This window comes from Lentzea sp. NPDC060358 (genome assembly GCF_042725365.1).
Lineage (GTDB): Bacteria > Actinomycetota > Actinomycetes > Mycobacteriales > Pseudonocardiaceae > Lentzea.
The window spans coordinates 1-15,728 of the sequence record NZ_JBHXCW010000037.1 but is presented as its reverse complement, the minus strand read 5'-3'; the positions used below and the strand labels follow the sequence as shown (position 1 = coordinate 15,728).

General features: G+C 72.0%; 11 protein-coding genes. 8 read left to right on the top strand and 3 right to left on the bottom strand.

What is annotated here, in order from left to right:
* Nucleotides 1–4: 4 nt before the first annotated feature.
* Nucleotides 5–817, bottom strand: coding sequence for a hypothetical protein (locus tag ACFWGZ_RS11010; RefSeq protein ID WP_382451313.1), 813 nt, complete (start codon nucleotides 815–817; stop codon nucleotides 5–7).
* Between the two features lie 101 nt (nucleotides 818–918).
* Between ACFWGZ_RS11010 and ACFWGZ_RS11005 the strand changes: the two genes are divergently transcribed.
* Entirely contained in the window at nucleotides 919–1,515 is a 597-nt protein-coding gene (locus ACFWGZ_RS11005; protein ID WP_382451312.1) for a phosphoribosylanthranilate isomerase, read from the top strand.
* A gap of 48 nt (nucleotides 1,516–1,563) precedes the next feature.
* On the opposite strand, the gene ACFWGZ_RS11000 is transcribed toward ACFWGZ_RS11005, so the two are convergent.
* The gene (locus ACFWGZ_RS11000; protein ID WP_382451311.1) at nucleotides 1,564–2,706 is read right to left on the bottom strand and encodes a HEAT repeat domain-containing protein; all 1,143 of its coding nucleotides are present in this window, start codon (nucleotides 2,704–2,706) and stop codon (nucleotides 1,564–1,566) included.
* Between the two features lie 97 nt (nucleotides 2,707–2,803).
* Here ACFWGZ_RS11000 and ACFWGZ_RS10995 point away from each other — a divergent pair, with 97 nt between their 5' ends.
* Nucleotides 2,804–4,108 (top strand): cytochrome P450, encoded by a 1,305-nt coding sequence (locus ACFWGZ_RS10995; RefSeq protein WP_382451310.1) that lies wholly within the window; start codon nucleotides 2,804–2,806, stop codon nucleotides 4,106–4,108.
* 6 nt (nucleotides 4,109–4,114) lie between these two features.
* Here ACFWGZ_RS10995 and ACFWGZ_RS10990 read toward each other — a convergent pair whose 3' ends face one another.
* Nucleotides 4,115–9,316: an AAA domain-containing protein gene (locus tag ACFWGZ_RS10990; protein WP_382451309.1), complete on the bottom strand. Its 5,202-nt coding sequence runs from the start codon at nucleotides 9,314–9,316 to the stop codon at nucleotides 4,115–4,117.
* A gap of 194 nt (nucleotides 9,317–9,510) precedes the next feature.
* Between ACFWGZ_RS10990 and ACFWGZ_RS10985 the strand changes: the two genes are divergently transcribed.
* The 6 genes from ACFWGZ_RS10985 to ACFWGZ_RS10960 all read left to right on the top strand — a co-directional run bounded on the left by ACFWGZ_RS10985 (nucleotide 9,511) and on the right by ACFWGZ_RS10960 (nucleotide 15,705).
* On the top strand, nucleotides 9,511–10,578 hold the full coding sequence (locus ACFWGZ_RS10985) for an alpha/beta hydrolase (protein ID WP_382451308.1): 1,068 nt from the start codon (nucleotides 9,511–9,513) through the stop codon (nucleotides 10,576–10,578).
* A gap of 147 nt (nucleotides 10,579–10,725) precedes the next feature.
* Entirely contained in the window at nucleotides 10,726–12,450 is a 1,725-nt protein-coding gene (locus tag ACFWGZ_RS10980; RefSeq protein ID WP_382451307.1) for a S8 family serine peptidase, read from the top strand.
* A 67-nt stretch (nucleotides 12,451–12,517) separates the two neighbouring features.
* Entirely contained in the window at nucleotides 12,518–13,159 is a 642-nt protein-coding gene (locus ACFWGZ_RS10975; RefSeq protein WP_382451306.1) for a hypothetical protein, read from the top strand.
* Nucleotides 13,160–13,175: 16 nt separating this feature from the next.
* Nucleotides 13,176–14,081: a LysR family transcriptional regulator gene (locus tag ACFWGZ_RS10970; protein ID WP_382451305.1), complete on the top strand. Its 906-nt coding sequence runs from the start codon at nucleotides 13,176–13,178 to the stop codon at nucleotides 14,079–14,081.
* A 69-nt stretch (nucleotides 14,082–14,150) separates the two neighbouring features.
* Nucleotides 14,151–15,146: a YeiH family protein gene (locus ACFWGZ_RS10965; protein ID WP_382451304.1), complete on the top strand. Its 996-nt coding sequence runs from the start codon at nucleotides 14,151–14,153 to the stop codon at nucleotides 15,144–15,146.
* Between the two features lie 22 nt (nucleotides 15,147–15,168).
* Nucleotides 15,169–15,705 (top strand): cysteine dioxygenase, encoded by a 537-nt coding sequence (locus ACFWGZ_RS10960; protein WP_382451303.1) that lies wholly within the window; start codon nucleotides 15,169–15,171, stop codon nucleotides 15,703–15,705.
* Nucleotides 15,706–15,728 lie beyond the last annotated feature (23 nt).

Genomic DNA, 15,728 nt, shown 5'->3' with positions numbered 1-15,728 from the left:
GGTGTTAGCCCGCGAAAGCCCGGTGCAGCACCACCCAGACCTCGCCGGGCCTCTCCACCGCACCGGGGAACCAGGCGGGCGCGATCGCGTCCGCCAGCTCGTCCGCGCGGTCGAGCAGCGCGCTGACGGCGGGCTCGCCGACGACGAGGACGGCCGACCAGTCGACGTGGGCCATCAGGAAGTCGCGCGTGACGCCGAACCTCTGTTCCAGCACCACCATCAGCTCGTGCGGGGTGTCCGGACCGGCGTCGACCTCGCTGACGTCCGGCACCTCGGCGGCGTCCGGGACGGGCTCGCGCTCGTCCTCGCCGACGTCGTCCTCGGCGGTGTCATCTTCGTGGTATTCCGACCAGACGTGCTTGCTGATCGAGTAGATGCTGGACGTGAGGTCGTCCGCCTGCTCCTCGGTGAGGACGAGCGTGACCGAACGCCCGTCGGTGAGCGTGAACCGCAGCTCGGCCTCCGGCACGCCGCCCGACCCCGGCATCGCGTCGACGGTGCCCGCCACCTCACCGGTCAGCACGTGCTCGGCGTGGGTCACGGCGCCCATCCGGAACGACGGCAGGTTCGCGGCCATGTCGACGACGAGCCGCGCGGCGGTGAAGAACGCCTCCTTGTCGCGGAACTCCCTGCGGCTGCTCGCGAGCGTGCGCCCGACGCCGGCCGGATCCGCCCGGGCCTCCACCTCGCCGGACTCCCCGTCCCACCGCGCGTCGACCGTGATGCCGTTGGCCAGGCGCTTGCGGTAGGTCTCGTGGCGGCCGTCGCGGACCAGTTCCCACCCGGCGACCGACTGCGGCCACTGCTCGTCGTGCAAGGGAAGTCCCTCCTCCGGCGGCGTCGGGCGGTTCGACGCGGGCGGCGCGAAGATCGTTCCGGTGGACGCAGAGCGAACGCACGGCCCTTAAACTGGGCGGCGTGTTCGTGAAGCTGTGCGGTCTGCGCACCGAGTCCGATGTCGCCGTAGCGGTCGAGACCGGGGCCGATGCCGTCGGTTTCGTGCTCACCACCAGCCCCCGCCAGATCGACGCCGATCTGGCCGGCGCTCTCGTCGCCGCCGTGCCGGACCACGTGCTGACCGTCGCCGTCGTGCGCGGCATCAGCGCCACCGAAGCCGGTGAGCTGGCCCTGAAGACCGGCGTGCGCGCGTTGCAGCTGCACGGCGACTATCCGAAGGAAGCCTTCGACGAGCTGGCAGGCCTGCCGTTCCAGCTGGTCAGGGCCACCGCGCTCGGGCCGTCCACCGACGTGCGCACCGGCGCGTTCGGCGAGGAGCTGCTGCTGATCGACTCCCCCGTCGCCGGCTCGGGCGAGCAGTGGGACATCAGCCGGCTCGACGAGAACCGCCCGTCGGGCAGGTGGGTGCTGGCCGGTGGCCTGGACCCCGGGACGGTGGCCGGGGCGATCGGCATCGCGCGGCCGTGGGGCGTGGACGTGTCGAGCGGCATCGAGTCGAGCCGCGGCGTGAAGGACCACGGCCGCATGCGCGAGTTCGTCGCGGCCGCCCGCGCCTAGAACGCGGTTCGTTCCGCAGGTGGGCAAGCCCCGAGGTGCCCGGCGTGATCAGGTGACGATCTGCAGGAAACCCTTGGGGGAACCGTGGATCCGGCCGCACTGCGTCAGCGCGAGCACGCCGTGGCCCTCGACGACGCCCTCGAAGCACGTGGGGTCGACCGACAGCTCCTTCGCGACGTCGGTGGCCCAGATGTCCTCGAGGTCGTCGTTCTCCTCGCTCCAGTCGTGCGGCAGGCCCCAGCCGTCCTCGACGGCGAGCTCGCCGAACTGGTCATCGGCCTCGAACGCGTCGTAGTAGCGGACGACCTCGCCCTTCCGCGCCACGCACCACGCCGTCCAGCCGTCGCCACAGCTCATGCCGTAGTGGTGCGCCTCGCCGAACACCGCGCTCAGCATCGCGCAGACCTCCGGCACCGAACGCGTCCCGTGTGCGAACGGCTCGCCGAACACGAGCGTCCAGCCGTCCCACGCGCCGGTGACGTAGACCCTGGCGCACTCGACGTGCTCGTCGTCCTTCGCCCACGCGTGGTGGTCGTTGTTCCAGGCGTGGGCGCCGAGGACGTGGGTCACCGGCACCGGGTCCTGCACCTCGCAGGCGGCGAGCACGGCCGCCTGGTCGTTCGTCCGCAACGCGTACCAGCCACCGCAGAGGTGCATCTCCTCGTCGTCGCGGCGCTCGTCCGCGATCTTGGCGCGGATGAACCGCTCGACGACCCCGCGGTCCTGCGGCGAGAACGCGTCCGGGCCCGCGACCTCGGCGATCCCGGCCAGCGCGCCCCTGCGCACCGCGCCTCGGGCCGTGCGCCGCGTTTCCTGCAGCAACGGCAGCACGTCCGGCCCCATCGTGCCGAACGCCCACAGCGCTTCCTGTCGCACCTGGAAGTTCTCGTCCGCCAGCAGGGGCAGCAACGCGCGGGCGTGCACGAGCGCGTGCTCGCCGCGGAACGTGCTCGCGGCCTCGCGCCGGACCGTCTCGTGCGGATGTCCCAGTGCCTCGGCGTAGACCTCGTCCCCGGCCTTCAGCAACGAGAACACCCGGCACGCCTGCCGCACGACCTCGCCGTCCTCCGCGGTCGCCATCAGGTCGACGATCTGCTCGAACGCCGTGATCCCCTGTCCTGCGGCGAAGTTTTCGGCCTCGCGCCGGAAGCGGTCGTCGTCCACGCGGTCGAGCAGCGCCCGGATCTCCATGGCGGCGCACCCTATCGCCTGGTCCTGAGTGGACGATCGGTTCCGCCGAACGGCCCAGACCTTGACGCGGAGCGGCCCACCGGCCACGCTGCGAACCGTGACGAGCCTGGCGGACCAGCACGTCAAACCCGCGGTGCGGTGGGGCATCGGCCACGCGCTGCCGCGCACGGTGCTGCGCCTGGCGGCACGGCGCGGCGACCTGCAGGGCCGCATCACCGTCGAGGCGTCCACCGGCGCCGACCTGACCGGCCTGTTCGACGAGATCCGCTCCCGCGGCCCGCTCGCCGCCACCCGGGTCGGTCACACCACGACCCGCCACGAGGTCGTGAAGGCGATCTTGTCCGACGACGCCTTCGTGACGGCCCGCCCGCGCTTCGGCGCCGGCATCCTCGGCAGGCTCGCCGCCTGGTCCGACACGGACGTGATGCACCCGGTCCGCCCGCCGTCCCTGCTGGCCGTGGAACCGCCCGCGCACACCCGCTACCGCAAGCTCGTCACCAGGGTCTTCACCGCCAAGGCCGTCGAACGGCTCCGCGCCCGCACCCAGCAGATCGCCGACGACCTGCTCGACGCCCTCGACCCGGCGAGCCCGGTCGACCTGGCCGAGGCCTACTGCGGCCTGCTCCCGGTCACCGTGATCAGCGAGATCCTCGGTGTGCCGCAAGAGGAACGCGCGACGGTCCTGGCCCTGGGCGGCGGCGCGGCGCCCAGCCTCGACCTGGGCCTCTCCTGGCGCGTGTTCCGCAGCGTCGAGACGACGCTGACCACGTTCGACGCCTGGCTGAGCCACCACCTGGACACGGTGCGCCGCAACCCCGGCGACAACCTGCTCAGCCACCTGATCACCGCCCGCGAGGACGGCGAGGGCCTCACCGAACGCGAGCTGAAGGCCACCGCGGGCCTGGTGCTGGCCGCCGGCTTCGAGACCACCGTCAACCTCCTCGGCAACGGCATCTCCCTGCTCGCCGGGAACCCGGAGCAGCTCGAAACCCTGCGCGTACAACCGGACCTGTGGGGCAACGCCGTCGACGAGGTCCTGCGCCACGACCCGCCGGTCCTGCTGACCGGCCGCCTGTGCGCCCGCGACACGACGGTGGCCGGCGTCCCGATCCGCCGCGGCCACCTCGTGACCACCGTGCTCGCGGGCGCCAACCGCGACCCGTCGGTCTTCGAGCACCCCGGCGCCTTCGACGTCACCCGCCCCAACGCCCGCGACCACGTCTCGTTCGGCGCGGGCCGCCACTACTGCCTCGGCGCGCAACTGGCCCGCATGGAGGGCGAGATCGGCCTGCGCACGCTCTTCGACCGCTTCCCGGCCCTCCGCCCGCTGCCGGGCGCGCGCCGCCGCCCGACCCGCATCCTGCGCGGCTTCGAGAGCCTGCCGGCGGCGCTGGGCGGTTGAGGCCGTCTACCGCTGGTCCTCCTCCTGCCGCAGGAGGGGCTGGATCGCGGCGAACCGGCTCTTCACGTTGTCGGTGAGGCGCTTCAGGCCGAGCAGCTCGAGCACGGCTCGCTGCGAAGCCTCGTCACCGCGACCACCCACGTGCGCGAACAACGCCGCCAGCTCGGCAGGTGGCACGTCGTCGAGCGCGCGGGGTCCCAGGTGGCGCACGCGCACCTCGGGCTGGTCCGGCAGCCGGTAGGTGCGCGGCTTGATGCCGCTCTCGCCGAGCGGGTTGTCCTCGACGAGCTCACCCTTGCGCACCGCGGCGGAGATCGCCTTGTTCAGCTCACCGGCGACGAGCTTGGTGACCAGGGTGGCACCGGAGGACCGCACGTACACGGTGTGCAGACGGCTGCCCAGAACCGGACCCTCCGCTGCCACGATGCGCAGCAGACCGCTGATCACGTCCTGCCGGCCGGCGTCCCGGACCGGGACAGCGGACCCGGTGAACTGCTCGTACTCCGCGAGCAGCGGACCCGAGCCCGGCGGGCGGGCCTCGACGACGGGGTCAGCCACCGCGACCGGTGCCAGGACGGCGGCCGCGGGTGCGATCGGCTCGGCGACCACCGGCTCCGGCTCGACGAACTCGGCGACGGCGGGCTCGGCAACCACAGGCTCGGCGACCACGAACTCGGCGACGACCGGCTCGGCGACCACCAGCTCGGGCAGAACCTCGGGCACCACCTCGGCAACCGGTGGGGCCGGCACGACGACCGGCTCGTCCTCCTCGTCGCGCGTCCAGCCCGACGGGTGGATGTCCAACTCGTGCAACGCGTCCCACAGCCGCGCCATGACCGCGGGGCGGTCGGCGTAGAACTCGGACTCCCGGATGCGGAAGAACCGCCAGCCGCAACGCTCGAGATCGCGCTGCCGGGCGAGGTCGCGCTCGTAGGCGTCCGGGCCGTGCCACGCGTCGCCGTCGCACTCCACAGCAAGCCGCGCCTTGGCGCCCACGACCACCAGGTCGAGGCGGTAGCCCTCGGTGGGGAACTGCGGAACGACGCTGTAGCCGCGGTCGACGAGGCGGTTGAAGACCCGCTGCTCGAAGAGCGAGTCGAACGGCGCTACCCGCCGGTCCTCCGGCACGGCCGTGTGCAGGGCGCCGTCCGCGGCGTCCTTCGGCTTCGCGGTGGCGTAGCAGTAGTCCAGCAGCTGGAACCGCATGTCGTCGGTGTTGCCGAGGTCGGACAGCCGCAGCGAGTGGAAGACCCACATCTGGTCCTTGGCGCGCGACGCCGCGACGTTGAACCGCTGGATGTACTGGTCCTGGGTGAGCGACATGATGCGCTTGCCGGGTTCCGGCGCCTTCACCATGGACAGGAACATCACGTCGCGCTCGGAGCCCTGGAAGTCGGCCGAGTCGCCGCACCGCAGGTCGCGCGCCTTCCACTCCTCCGACGGGATGCGGTCCAGCAGGAGCTTCTCGATCCGCTTCGCCTGGGCGCGCCCGAGCAGCGACACGACACCGAAGGTGAGGCCGTCGTAGCGCTGGTCGGCGATGCACTTCTCGATCTGGTCGACGATCGCGTCGGCCTCGGCCGGGTTGACCTTGTCGGTCACCCCTCGCTCGTAGCCGCTCTCGACGAACACCGGCTTGATCGGCTCGAGGCGGTCCGCGCCGTACTGGCGCACCGGGACGAGGCGGACGCCGTCGGGCTCGTAGGCGATCCGGTTCGAGAAACCGATGATCTCCGGCACGCACCGCCGGTGCTCGACGAGCGTGATCATGCCCTCGAAGCGCTTCTTCGCCTCGTCGAACAGGCTGCGCTTGGGCTCCTGCCACGACGCCCGGTGCGGGTCGTCCCACAGGTACTGGTCGGCGAGGTCGCGCAGCTGCTGCTGGTCGGTCCCGACCGCGGACGGCGACACCTGCTTGTCGTCGCCGATGACCACGATCTTGGGGGCGAGGTACTGCAGGAACGTCGCTTCCAGGCCGGCCTGCGAGGCCTCGTCCACCACCACGACGTCGAACATGTCGGGCTGGATGCGGAACTGCTCGGCGATCCGGTAGACGGGCATGATCCACACCGGCACCGCGGGGCGGCACCGGTCCATCGCCGCCCTGATGTCGGCCCTGCGCTGGTTCGCGTAGACACCGGTGCCCTTGCCCAGCAACCGCACCAGCTGGGCGTACTGGTGCAGGTCGGCGCGCGCCCTGCCGGACAGCCGCTCCGGCGACACGGCGTGCCCCCACGCGCGTTCGGCGGCGAGCAGCTCGACCCTGCGCCGCACCTCGCCCTCCACCCGCAGCACCTCGGCCTGCAGGGCGTTGACGTCCTCGGTACCGCGGCCGAGGACCCAGGTGCGCGCCACGGCCCAGGCCCACGCGTCGTCCCAGCGGGCCAGCCTGCCCGTCCAGGCGGGGTCGCGGGGCTGTGCCGACACGGCTTCGAGCAGTCCCGGTACCGTGCGCGCCAGCGCCGCGGCGATCTCGTCGCGACGGCCGACGGTCAGCGCGACCTCGGTCAGCCGGGCCAGCCGGTGGTGCGCGGCCGCGTACGACTCCGCGTCGCGGTTCTCGGTCGCCTGCGCGAGGTCCCGCACGCACGGCGCGGCGTCCGCCCATTCCGCGACCGTCCCGATGACGCGCGAGACCTCGAGCAGCGGCACGGCGGCCGCCGTCCGGGCGTCCGATGCCGCCGCCGCGTCGACGAGCCTGGCGTAGGTCTGGACGGCTTCGAGGTCGGTCCAGTTCGGACGGGGAAGGCCGAGTCCCGCCAGACCGCGTTCCTCCGCTTCGAGAGCTTCGCCCAGCCGCAGCACGCGGCGCAGCTGTTCGAGCTCCGTCACGTGCCACTGGCAGCGTTCGCTCAGCGTGTCCTCCGCCGGGATCCGCACCGAGTCCGGCCACGCCCTGTCCAGCGCGTCCAGCACCCTTGTCGCCTCGGCCCACATCAGGAAGACGTCGAGCTGGTCCGACGCGGTGGGAGCGACGCCGTTGACCCGGACGGCCTGGAAGAGGGACTGCGCCTGCTTCACGACCTTCGGGGCGAACGCGCCCGTCTTGGGCGAGCCGTCGGGGTTCGTCTTGAGCTTGCCGCCGTCGCCCAGGTGTGCGCGCAAGGCGCCGGCCAACGCGACCAGCGCGCCCATCTCGGCCTGACCGACCCGCACGTCGGTGAGCGGTCCCAGCCGGTCCACGAGAGGAGTGGCCGCTGCGATGAGCCGCGCGATCTGGTCGCCGCGGGACCGCCAGTGGTTCGCACGGCCGGCGAGGACGTCGGACAGCGCGTCGTTCATCCACTCCTCACGCCGGCGGGACAGTTCCTCCGCCTCCCGCGCGAACCCGTTGAGCCGCTGGCGGAGCAGGCCCCGCGTCGACTCGTCCAGGCCGCGCACCGCACCGAACGCGGTGTGCCGGGTCAGGGCGCCGTGGCCCTGCTCCGCCGCGATGGCCTCGCGTTCCGCGGTCACCAGCGCGAAGAACGCCTCCGGGCTCGGCACGTCTGCGAGCGGGAGCAACCTCAGGCGAGCTTCCGCCTCGTCGGCGAGGAGCGCGTCGTCGACCAGGCTGTGATGCCAGGCGGCGATGTCCGCCGCCGCGACCGGGGACGGGCCGACGCCGTCGGCCGCGACGAGATCGGCCACCCAGCCGAACGTCTCGTGCTCGGTCTCGACGCGCTGCGCGATGGCGGCGAGCGTGCCGCGGTACCCGATGACGTCGTGCGCGGTCACCTCCTCGCCGCGGGCGTCGAGGAGGCGGCGGTGCAGCCCCGCCCGGAGCCGCCGGAGCTCGTCGATCGCCGCGACGTGCTCCTCGACGGTGTTCTGCGCGGCGACGGCGTCGTACTCGCTCGAGACGTGGCTGATCCGCTCGACCGCCACCTTGAGGTCCGCCATGTCCGACCGCGAGGAACCGACGACGGAGACGGCCAGCGGCGCGATGGACTCCGGCAGCTTCGCCCGGACCTCCTTGAGCGCGCGGTCGGTGTGGGCCGTGACGAGGACCCGCTTGCCCTGGGCGAGCAGGTGGGACAGCAGCGCGGCGACGGTGTGGGTCTTGCCGGTGCCGGGAGGGCCCTGGACGAGGGTCTGGGCCTTCGCGTCGACCTGGGTGAGCACGCGCAGCTGGCGGTCGTTGACCGGGAGCGGCAGGAACGGGTCGGTGTCCAGCTCGACCACCGCTCCCGGTTCGGGAGAGCGCTCCGAGGCAGGCCGGTGGTCGGGGTCGACGAGCGGCAGCAGTCCGTCCGGGACGACTCCCGAGTCGGTGATCTGCGCGGCGACCGAGTCGAGGATGTCGACGATGCCCTGCCGCGAACGCCTGCGCAGCACGACCGCGGGTGCGAACGCCGCGACCGCGTGGCCGCCCGGCTTCTGCGGCTCGTCCTCGTCGAGGTAGGCGGAGTCGCCGTCGAGCGCGTGCACGAGCCGTCGCAGCACGTCGCCCACGACCTCGCGGTTCAGGACGCAGGTGTCGATCTCCCGCGCCTCGTTGCGGATCTGCACCACGTGCGGGGGGTTGGCGACCTGGCCAGGATCGATCATGTCCAGTTCGACGCCGAGCCCTTCCGCCGCCTCGGACTGCTGCAGGGTGAGCTTCCCGCTCGCGTCGTCGAAGTGGATCACCGCCGGCACGGTGACGAGGTGCCTCTTCACCACGTGGTGGCCCGGCTGGGCCCAGGACAGGCAGCCGGCACCCACGACGAGCTCGAGCTCCTCGGTGTGGCCCGCCGCGGTGACGTAGGCCTCGAACAGCGCGCCGTACACCTCACGCGCCGGCTGGTCTGCCAGTTCCCGCTCGGCCCACGCCGACCAGGCCGCCCGCCACTCGTCGTGGGCGGCGGTGATCCCGGGCTCGTCGGCGAGCGCGACGCGCTGCGGCCCTTCGCCGAGCGACTCCCGCAGTCCCGGCGCGGTGCCGGGGACGTCCCACTCCCCGTCGAGCCAGGGACGCAGGTCCGCACCGGGCTCCGGAGCGTCCTGGTGCGCCACCCGTTCGACCGTCAGCAGCGCGGCACCGGGCTCCGGTGCCTGCTCGGCGTGCGCCGAGCGGATCGCGGGGTGCTCGGGGAGCTGCCCGAGCCAGAGCACGGACTCGTACCGGTCGGTCGTGCGCGGCGGGTTGGCCTTGAGCTGCTGGCTCCGTGCGAGGAACTGGAACAGCCGGACCGCCCGATCAACGGCTGTTCCCCGCTGCTCCGCCGCAGTGCCGTGGTTCGCCACGGTGTCTCCCCTTCCGCCCCGCCGAACTGATCACGATGCACATCGACGACCGGTCCGCCGGCGATACGGCCGAAACCACACCGTTATGCCGTGGTGGCCACGAATCACCCGTTCGAGCAGCTCGCGGGGACCGGCCACCGATGGCCGGTCCCCTGGCCTGGGCACCCCCGCACCCCGCCCCCACGCTCAAGCCCATGTCCACTCGCTTCCGCACCGCCACCCAGCGCGGAACCATCCTGCTGACCACCCTGGCCATCGCCCTGGTCCTGTCGAGCCCGTACGTGCGCGCCGCCGAAACACCGGTGCCACGACTGACCGACGCCCACGGCCTTACCGTCACCGACCAGCCCCGCTGGGTCGACGACACCCACCGCACGTTCGTCTTCAGCGTCGCCACGGACCAGGTCCCGGCCCCGACGCTCCTGCCGGGCCAGGAACCCGGCAAGCACAAGATCGTCGTCACCCTTCCGCGCAACTACGACCCGAGCGCGCGCTATCCGGTGCAGTACTACCTCCACGGTCATCCCGACCGGCCGGACTCGCCGTGGAACCAGCGCGTCGTCGAGCGGGCGACGGAGGGCGTGGACCTGATCACCGTGCAGCCCAACGGCAGCGGCCGCGGCTGGTACTCGAACTGGGTCAACCCCGGCGCGGCCGGGCCGCAGAACTGGGAGACCTTCCACCTCGACCAGGTGATCCCGTTCGTCGACGCGAACCTCGCCACGATCGCGGACAGGGACCACCGCGCGATCGTCGGTCACTCGATGGGGGGATTCGGTGCCTTCCACTACGCCGAGCACCGGCCCGATCTGTTCAGCGCCCTCGGCAGCTTCTCCGGGGGTCTCGACCTGCGCAACTCCGAGATCCGGGCGGCGATCACGACCACGCTGGTCAACCCGGCCAGCGGCACGCCGGCCGTGGGCGCCGACGCGGTCTTCGGGCCGCCCGTCTGGCCGTTCGACGGCGTCTGGAACGCGCAGAGCCCCGCCCACCACGTCGCGTCGCTGCGGGGCATGACGATCGCGCTCTACACCGGCAACGGCGGCAACCTCACCGTCAACCCGGTCCAGGCCGTGGTGGAGAACCGGGCCCGGGAGACGACGCTGGTCACCGCCGCCAACCTCACCGCGCACGGCATCCCGTTCCACCTCGCCGACTACGGCGACGGCAGCGGGTGGGCGCCGGGCTGCACGGGCAAGCACGCCGAGGAGGCGTGCGTGCAGGCGGACATGAACCACTTCGTAGCGCTACGACACCCCTGACGTGCGACATTCGACGTGAGCCGAACGGGGCATTTCTGGGACAACGCGTCCCGAATGCCCCTCGGCCTCCTCTAATGCTTGCAACGGGCCCCTGCACCCGCGCGCCACGCACGGGCATCGCCCGCTAGGGAGTGTTGGAGGAACAAGGTGTTTCTGCGTTCACGTTCTCGCCTGCGCACCGCGGCCATCGCCGCGGTCGTGGGCGCCAGCGTCCTGACGGCGGCGTCCCCCGCCGCCGCGGCGCCTCTCGCGGGCACGCGCGCCTACCTGGTCATCACGGCACCGGGTGCCACGGCCGGGGTCACGCAGGCGATCACGAACAACAGCGGCACGGTGTGGAGCACCTACGACGCGATCGGTGTCGTCGTCGCGCACTCGGGTGCCACGGACTTCGCGGCGAACATGCGTGCGGTCGGCGGGGTGCAGAAGGTCGGTGCCACGCGCACCAGCGACGTTCCCGCCGACGCGGCCAACCCGGCCATCCCGGGCGCTCCCTCGCAGGCGACGCCGGCGACGAGCGAGCCGGTGCGCACGGACATGACGCAGATCGGCGCCGACCGGGCGTGGGCGGTCAACCAGGGGTCGCCGAACGTCACGGTCGGTGTGCTCGACACCGGGGTCGACGACCTGCACGACGACCTCAAGGACAACTTCGACGCCGCCAACTCGGCTTCGTGCGCCTACGGCAAGCTCGACACGCGCACGGGTTCGTGGCGGGACACGGACACGCACGGCACGCACGTCGCCGGCACCATCGCGGCGGCCAAGAACGGGCGGGGCGTGGTCGGTGTCGCTCCCGGCGTGAAGATCGCCTCGGTGCGCATCGCGGAGAAGCCGTCCGGCCTGTTCTTCCCCGAGAACACCATCTGCGCCATGGTCTTCTCCGGCGACCGCGGCTTCGAGGTGACCAACAACAGCTATTACACCGACCCCTGGTTGTTCAACTGCCCGGACAACGCCGACCAGGACGCGATCCTCGAAGGTGTGAAGCGCGCCGTGGCCTACGCCGAGGGCAAGGGCGTGCTCAACGTCGCCGCGGCGGGCAACGAGAACTACAACCTCGCCGCCAAGACCCGCGACACCTCCAGCCCCAACGACTCCACGCCGGTGCAGCGGAACATCACCAACTCATGCCTGAGCGTGCCGACCGAGGTCTCCGGCGTGGTCAGCGTCGCGTCGATCACCTCGACGAACGGCAAGTCGTCGTTCTCCAACTACGGCACCGACAAGGTCCACGTCGCGGCGCCGGGCGACAGCGTCTACTCGACGGTCCCCGGCGGCCGCTACGGGTCGAAGTCCGGCACGTCGATGGCCTCCCCGCACGTCGCGGGCGTGGCGGCGCTGCTCAAGTCGGCCAACCCCGGCGCCACCCCGGCCCAGCTGCGCCAGCTGCTCGGCGTCCAGGCCGACGACCTGAGCTGCACCGACAGCCGGTGCAGCGGCACCACGGCCAAGAACAACTTCTTCGGCGAGGGCCGCGTCGACGCGTTCGCCGCCGTCGACACCGGCACGCAGCCTCCCGGCGGCACCACGTTCGAGAACACCGCCGACGTCACCATCCCGGACGCCGGCGCGGCCGTGACCAGCCCGATCACCGTCTCGGGCATCACCGGCAACGCCCCGGCGACGCTCAAGGTCGACGTCGCCATCCCGCACACCTACCGCGGTGACCTGGTCGTCGACCTCGTCGCCCCGGACGGCAGCGTCTACCGGCTGAAGGGCTCGAGCGGCAGCGACTCGGCCGACAACGTGATCGCGAGCTACACCGTCAATGCCTCCAGCGAGGTCGCGAACGGGACCTGGAACCTGCGGGTCCAGGACGTGGCGCGGCAGGACACCGGCTTCGTCGACTCGTGGAAGCTGACTTTCTGACCGGCATTCGGACGAAAGTCGTCCGGCACGGCTAACTCAGGTCCCCACCAGCAGCGATAGCAGTGACGTGGAACCCGACCTGTGGTCGATGGCCGGACAGGCCCTCGACGAGCACGAGCACGACCTCGTCCTGGCCCGGCTGGCGGGTGCCGTCGTCCAGCCGGGCCAGACCGCGCGCCTCGCGAGGGGCGAGCGCGACGTCGTGTTCCTGCTTCCCGACCGGCTCGTGCTCGTGCGGCCCGAACCGTTCTGGACGGGCTCCTACGAGCGCACCGCGATCATGCGCATCATGCTCGCCGCCGGGCACGTCCAGTTCGACGTGACCGGCGGCGACAGCGTCGAGTTCTGGATCGACACCGACCTCACCCCGGCCGAGCCGTTCATCGAGCAGGCGCAGACGTGGCTCGCGCCGAAGAAGAGCTCCTCGGGCGGCGCCGTCATCGCGTTCGGGCTCGCCATCGTCGTGGCGCTGCTCTTCGTGTCCGGGCCGATGGACCTCATGCCGCAGCACGACCGGCTGACCGTCCGGTCGAGCTGCAGCGACTTCCTGCGAGCGGGTGGCGACGAGCAGGTCGAGCTGCTGCGCAGGCTCTTCGGGCAGGTGGGCAGACCCGCGGAGGCGGAGAAGCCGATCACGCTCGACGCCTCGCGCCGGCACTGCGGCGAGCACGGGTCCTCCACGCTCGACTCGCTCGTCACCGGTCGATGACACCTACAGTGCTGGCATGTTCGACACCCGGCAGCTCGAGGTCTTCGCGACGGTCGCCAGGACCGGTTCGTTCAGCGCGGCCGCGCGGGCGTTGCACTGCAGCCAGCCGGCCGTGAGCCAGCAGATGCGCGCGTTGGAACGGCAGGTGGGCGGGCCGTTGTTCGTGCGCACGGGCCGTGGCCTGCACCTCACCGAGGCCGGCCGCATCCTCGCGGACCGGGGGTCGGCCCTGCTCGACCAGCTGGCCGCGACCCACCAGCAGGTCAGCGCCATCGCCACGCACGACATCGGCACCATCCGCATCTGCGCGTTCCCCAGCGCCAACGTCGCGCTCGTGCCCGCGGCGGCCGCGATCCTGGCCGAGGAACGGCCCACTCTGCGCCTGGAACTGGTCGAGCAGGAGCCGCCGGAGTCGTTCTCCCTGCTCCGGGGTGGCGAGGTCGACCTGGTGATCAGCTTCAGCTACCAGGACGAACCGCAGGACGACCCCGCGGTCAACGGGATGCTGCGGGTGCCGTTGCTGCGCGAACCGCTCGCGTTGCTCGTGCCGGTCGGGCACCGGCTCGCGGGCCGCGGTCGCGTCTCGCTCGAGGACGCCGCGCAGGAACGCTGGATCGCCGGTTGTGTCCGGTGCCAGCGGGCCGTGCACCAGGCGTGCGCGGCGGCCGGGTTCGTGCCCGACATCACCTGCTCCACCGACGACAACCTGGCGATCCAGAGCCTCGTCACGGCGGGGCTCGGGGTGGCGCTCGTCCCCCGCCTGCTGTTGTCGTTCCTGCAGCACCCGGGCTTGACGGCGGTCGAGGTGGAGTCGGCGGCGGAACGGCTCACGGCCCTCTACACGTGGCCCGACCTGATCAAACTGCCGATCATGCGGGCCACCGTGGACGCGCTCATCTCCGCCTCGGCCACGAAGGCATAAGCGCGCCTTATACGACCCCAAGAAACCACCATCTACTGCGCATAGGCCCCAACCCCCACCGTTGCGGTCATGGGGATCACCAGGGCCACTCCGCGCACGACCGACTCGGTGCTGCCCGGACTCGCCCTGGTCGCCTGCGGTGTCGCGGTCGCGGTGGTCGTCTCGCTGCTGCAACCGTCGATCAGCGCGTTGACGGTCGCGGTGCTGCTCGGCGCCGTCGTGGCCAACGTGGTGACGCTGCCGAAGTCGACGGCGCCCGGCATCAGGCTCGCCGGACGCCGGCTGCTGCGGCTCGGCGTGGTGCTGCTCGGGCTGAAGCTGGTGGTCCAGGACGTCCTCAAGCTCGGCTACGAGGTCCTGGCGCTCGCCGTCGTGGCCGTGGTCGTCACGTTCGTCGTGACGCGGTGGCTCGGGCGGCTGCTCGGTGTCGGCGAGGGCCTGTCGTTGCTGATCGCCACCGGGTTCTCGATCTGCGGCGCCTCGGCGGTCGCCGCGATGAACAGCGTGCGCGAGCAGGACGAGGAGGACGTGGCCAAGGCGCTCGGGCTGGTCACGCTCTTCGGCACGATCGCGATGTTCAGCCTGCCCGCGCTGTACTCGCTGACCAGTCTCTCCCCCACCCGGTACGGGGTGTGGGCGGGCGGCAGCGTGCACGAGGTCGCGCAGGTCGTGGCCGCCGCCGGGCCGGTCTCCGGTGCGCTGGCCATCGCCGTGGCGGTGAAGCTGACCCGAGTGGTGCTGCTCGCGCCGATGCTCGCCGCGGTGAGCTTCGCCGAACGGCTCAAGTACCCGGCCACGGGCCAACGCCCGCCTCTCGTGCCGTTGTTCGTCATCGGCTTCCTCGCGATGGCGGCGGTGCGCGCGACGGGCCTGCTGCCCGACGTCGTGCTGACGACGGCGACGTTCGTGGACAACGTGCTGCTCGCGGCGGGCATGTTCGCGCTCGGCACGGCCGTGCGCCTGCGTTCCCTGCTCCGCTCCGGCCCGGCGGTGCTGCTGCTGGGCCTGCTCTCCACGGTGCTGATCGCCGTCCTCGTGCTGACGGGAACGGTGCTGATCAGCTGACCCTCGAAGGAGGACCCCGCTCATGACGCACAGCCTGCTCTCCCCCACGGCCACGCTTCTGGTGGGCTCACTCCGGGCCGCGATCGCGCGCGGCGGTGACGACGAGGCCGTCGCCGCACGGGTGTCGCGGACGCTCGCCGGGCACCTCACCGACCCGTTCCTGCTCAGCGCGGCGCAGCGGGAGCCCGACCCGGACTCCTACCGCCAGCACGTGCTGCACGTCGAACCCGACGGCAGCTTCTCCGTCGTCGGACTGGTCTGGTTGCCGGGGCAGGAGACCTGCATCCACGACCACGTGTCGTGGTGCGTCGTCGGCACGTACGTCGGCGAGGAAGAGGAGACCACCTACCGGTTGCAGGGCGACCGGCTGATCCCGTTGCGCGTCACCAAGACCCCGGAGGGCGTGGCGGCCCACCTCGTGCCGCCGGGCGACATCCACAAGGTGTGCAACAACTCCACGTCGGTCGCGATCTCGATCCACGTCTACGGCGCGGACATCGGCGTGCTGGGCACCAGCATCCGGCGGCGCTACGACCAGCCCGTCGGCAGCCGGTTCTAGGCGGCGGTGGGACCGTCCCGCCC

Coding starts and splice junctions, on each gene's coding strand:
- ACFWGZ_RS11000 (WP_382451311.1), bottom strand. CDS start 2,706: ATGGAGATCCGGGCGCTGCTCGACCGCGTGGACGACGACCGCTTCCGG.
- ACFWGZ_RS10985 (WP_382451308.1), top strand. CDS start 9,511: ATGTCCACTCGCTTCCGCACCGCCACCCAGCGCGGAACCATCCTGCTG.
- ACFWGZ_RS10970 (WP_382451305.1), top strand. CDS start 13,176: ATGTTCGACACCCGGCAGCTCGAGGTCTTCGCGACGGTCGCCAGGACC.
- ACFWGZ_RS10965 (WP_382451304.1), top strand. CDS start 14,151: ATGGGGATCACCAGGGCCACTCCGCGCACGACCGACTCGGTGCTGCCC.
- ACFWGZ_RS10960 (WP_382451303.1), top strand. CDS start 15,169: ATGACGCACAGCCTGCTCTCCCCCACGGCCACGCTTCTGGTGGGCTCA.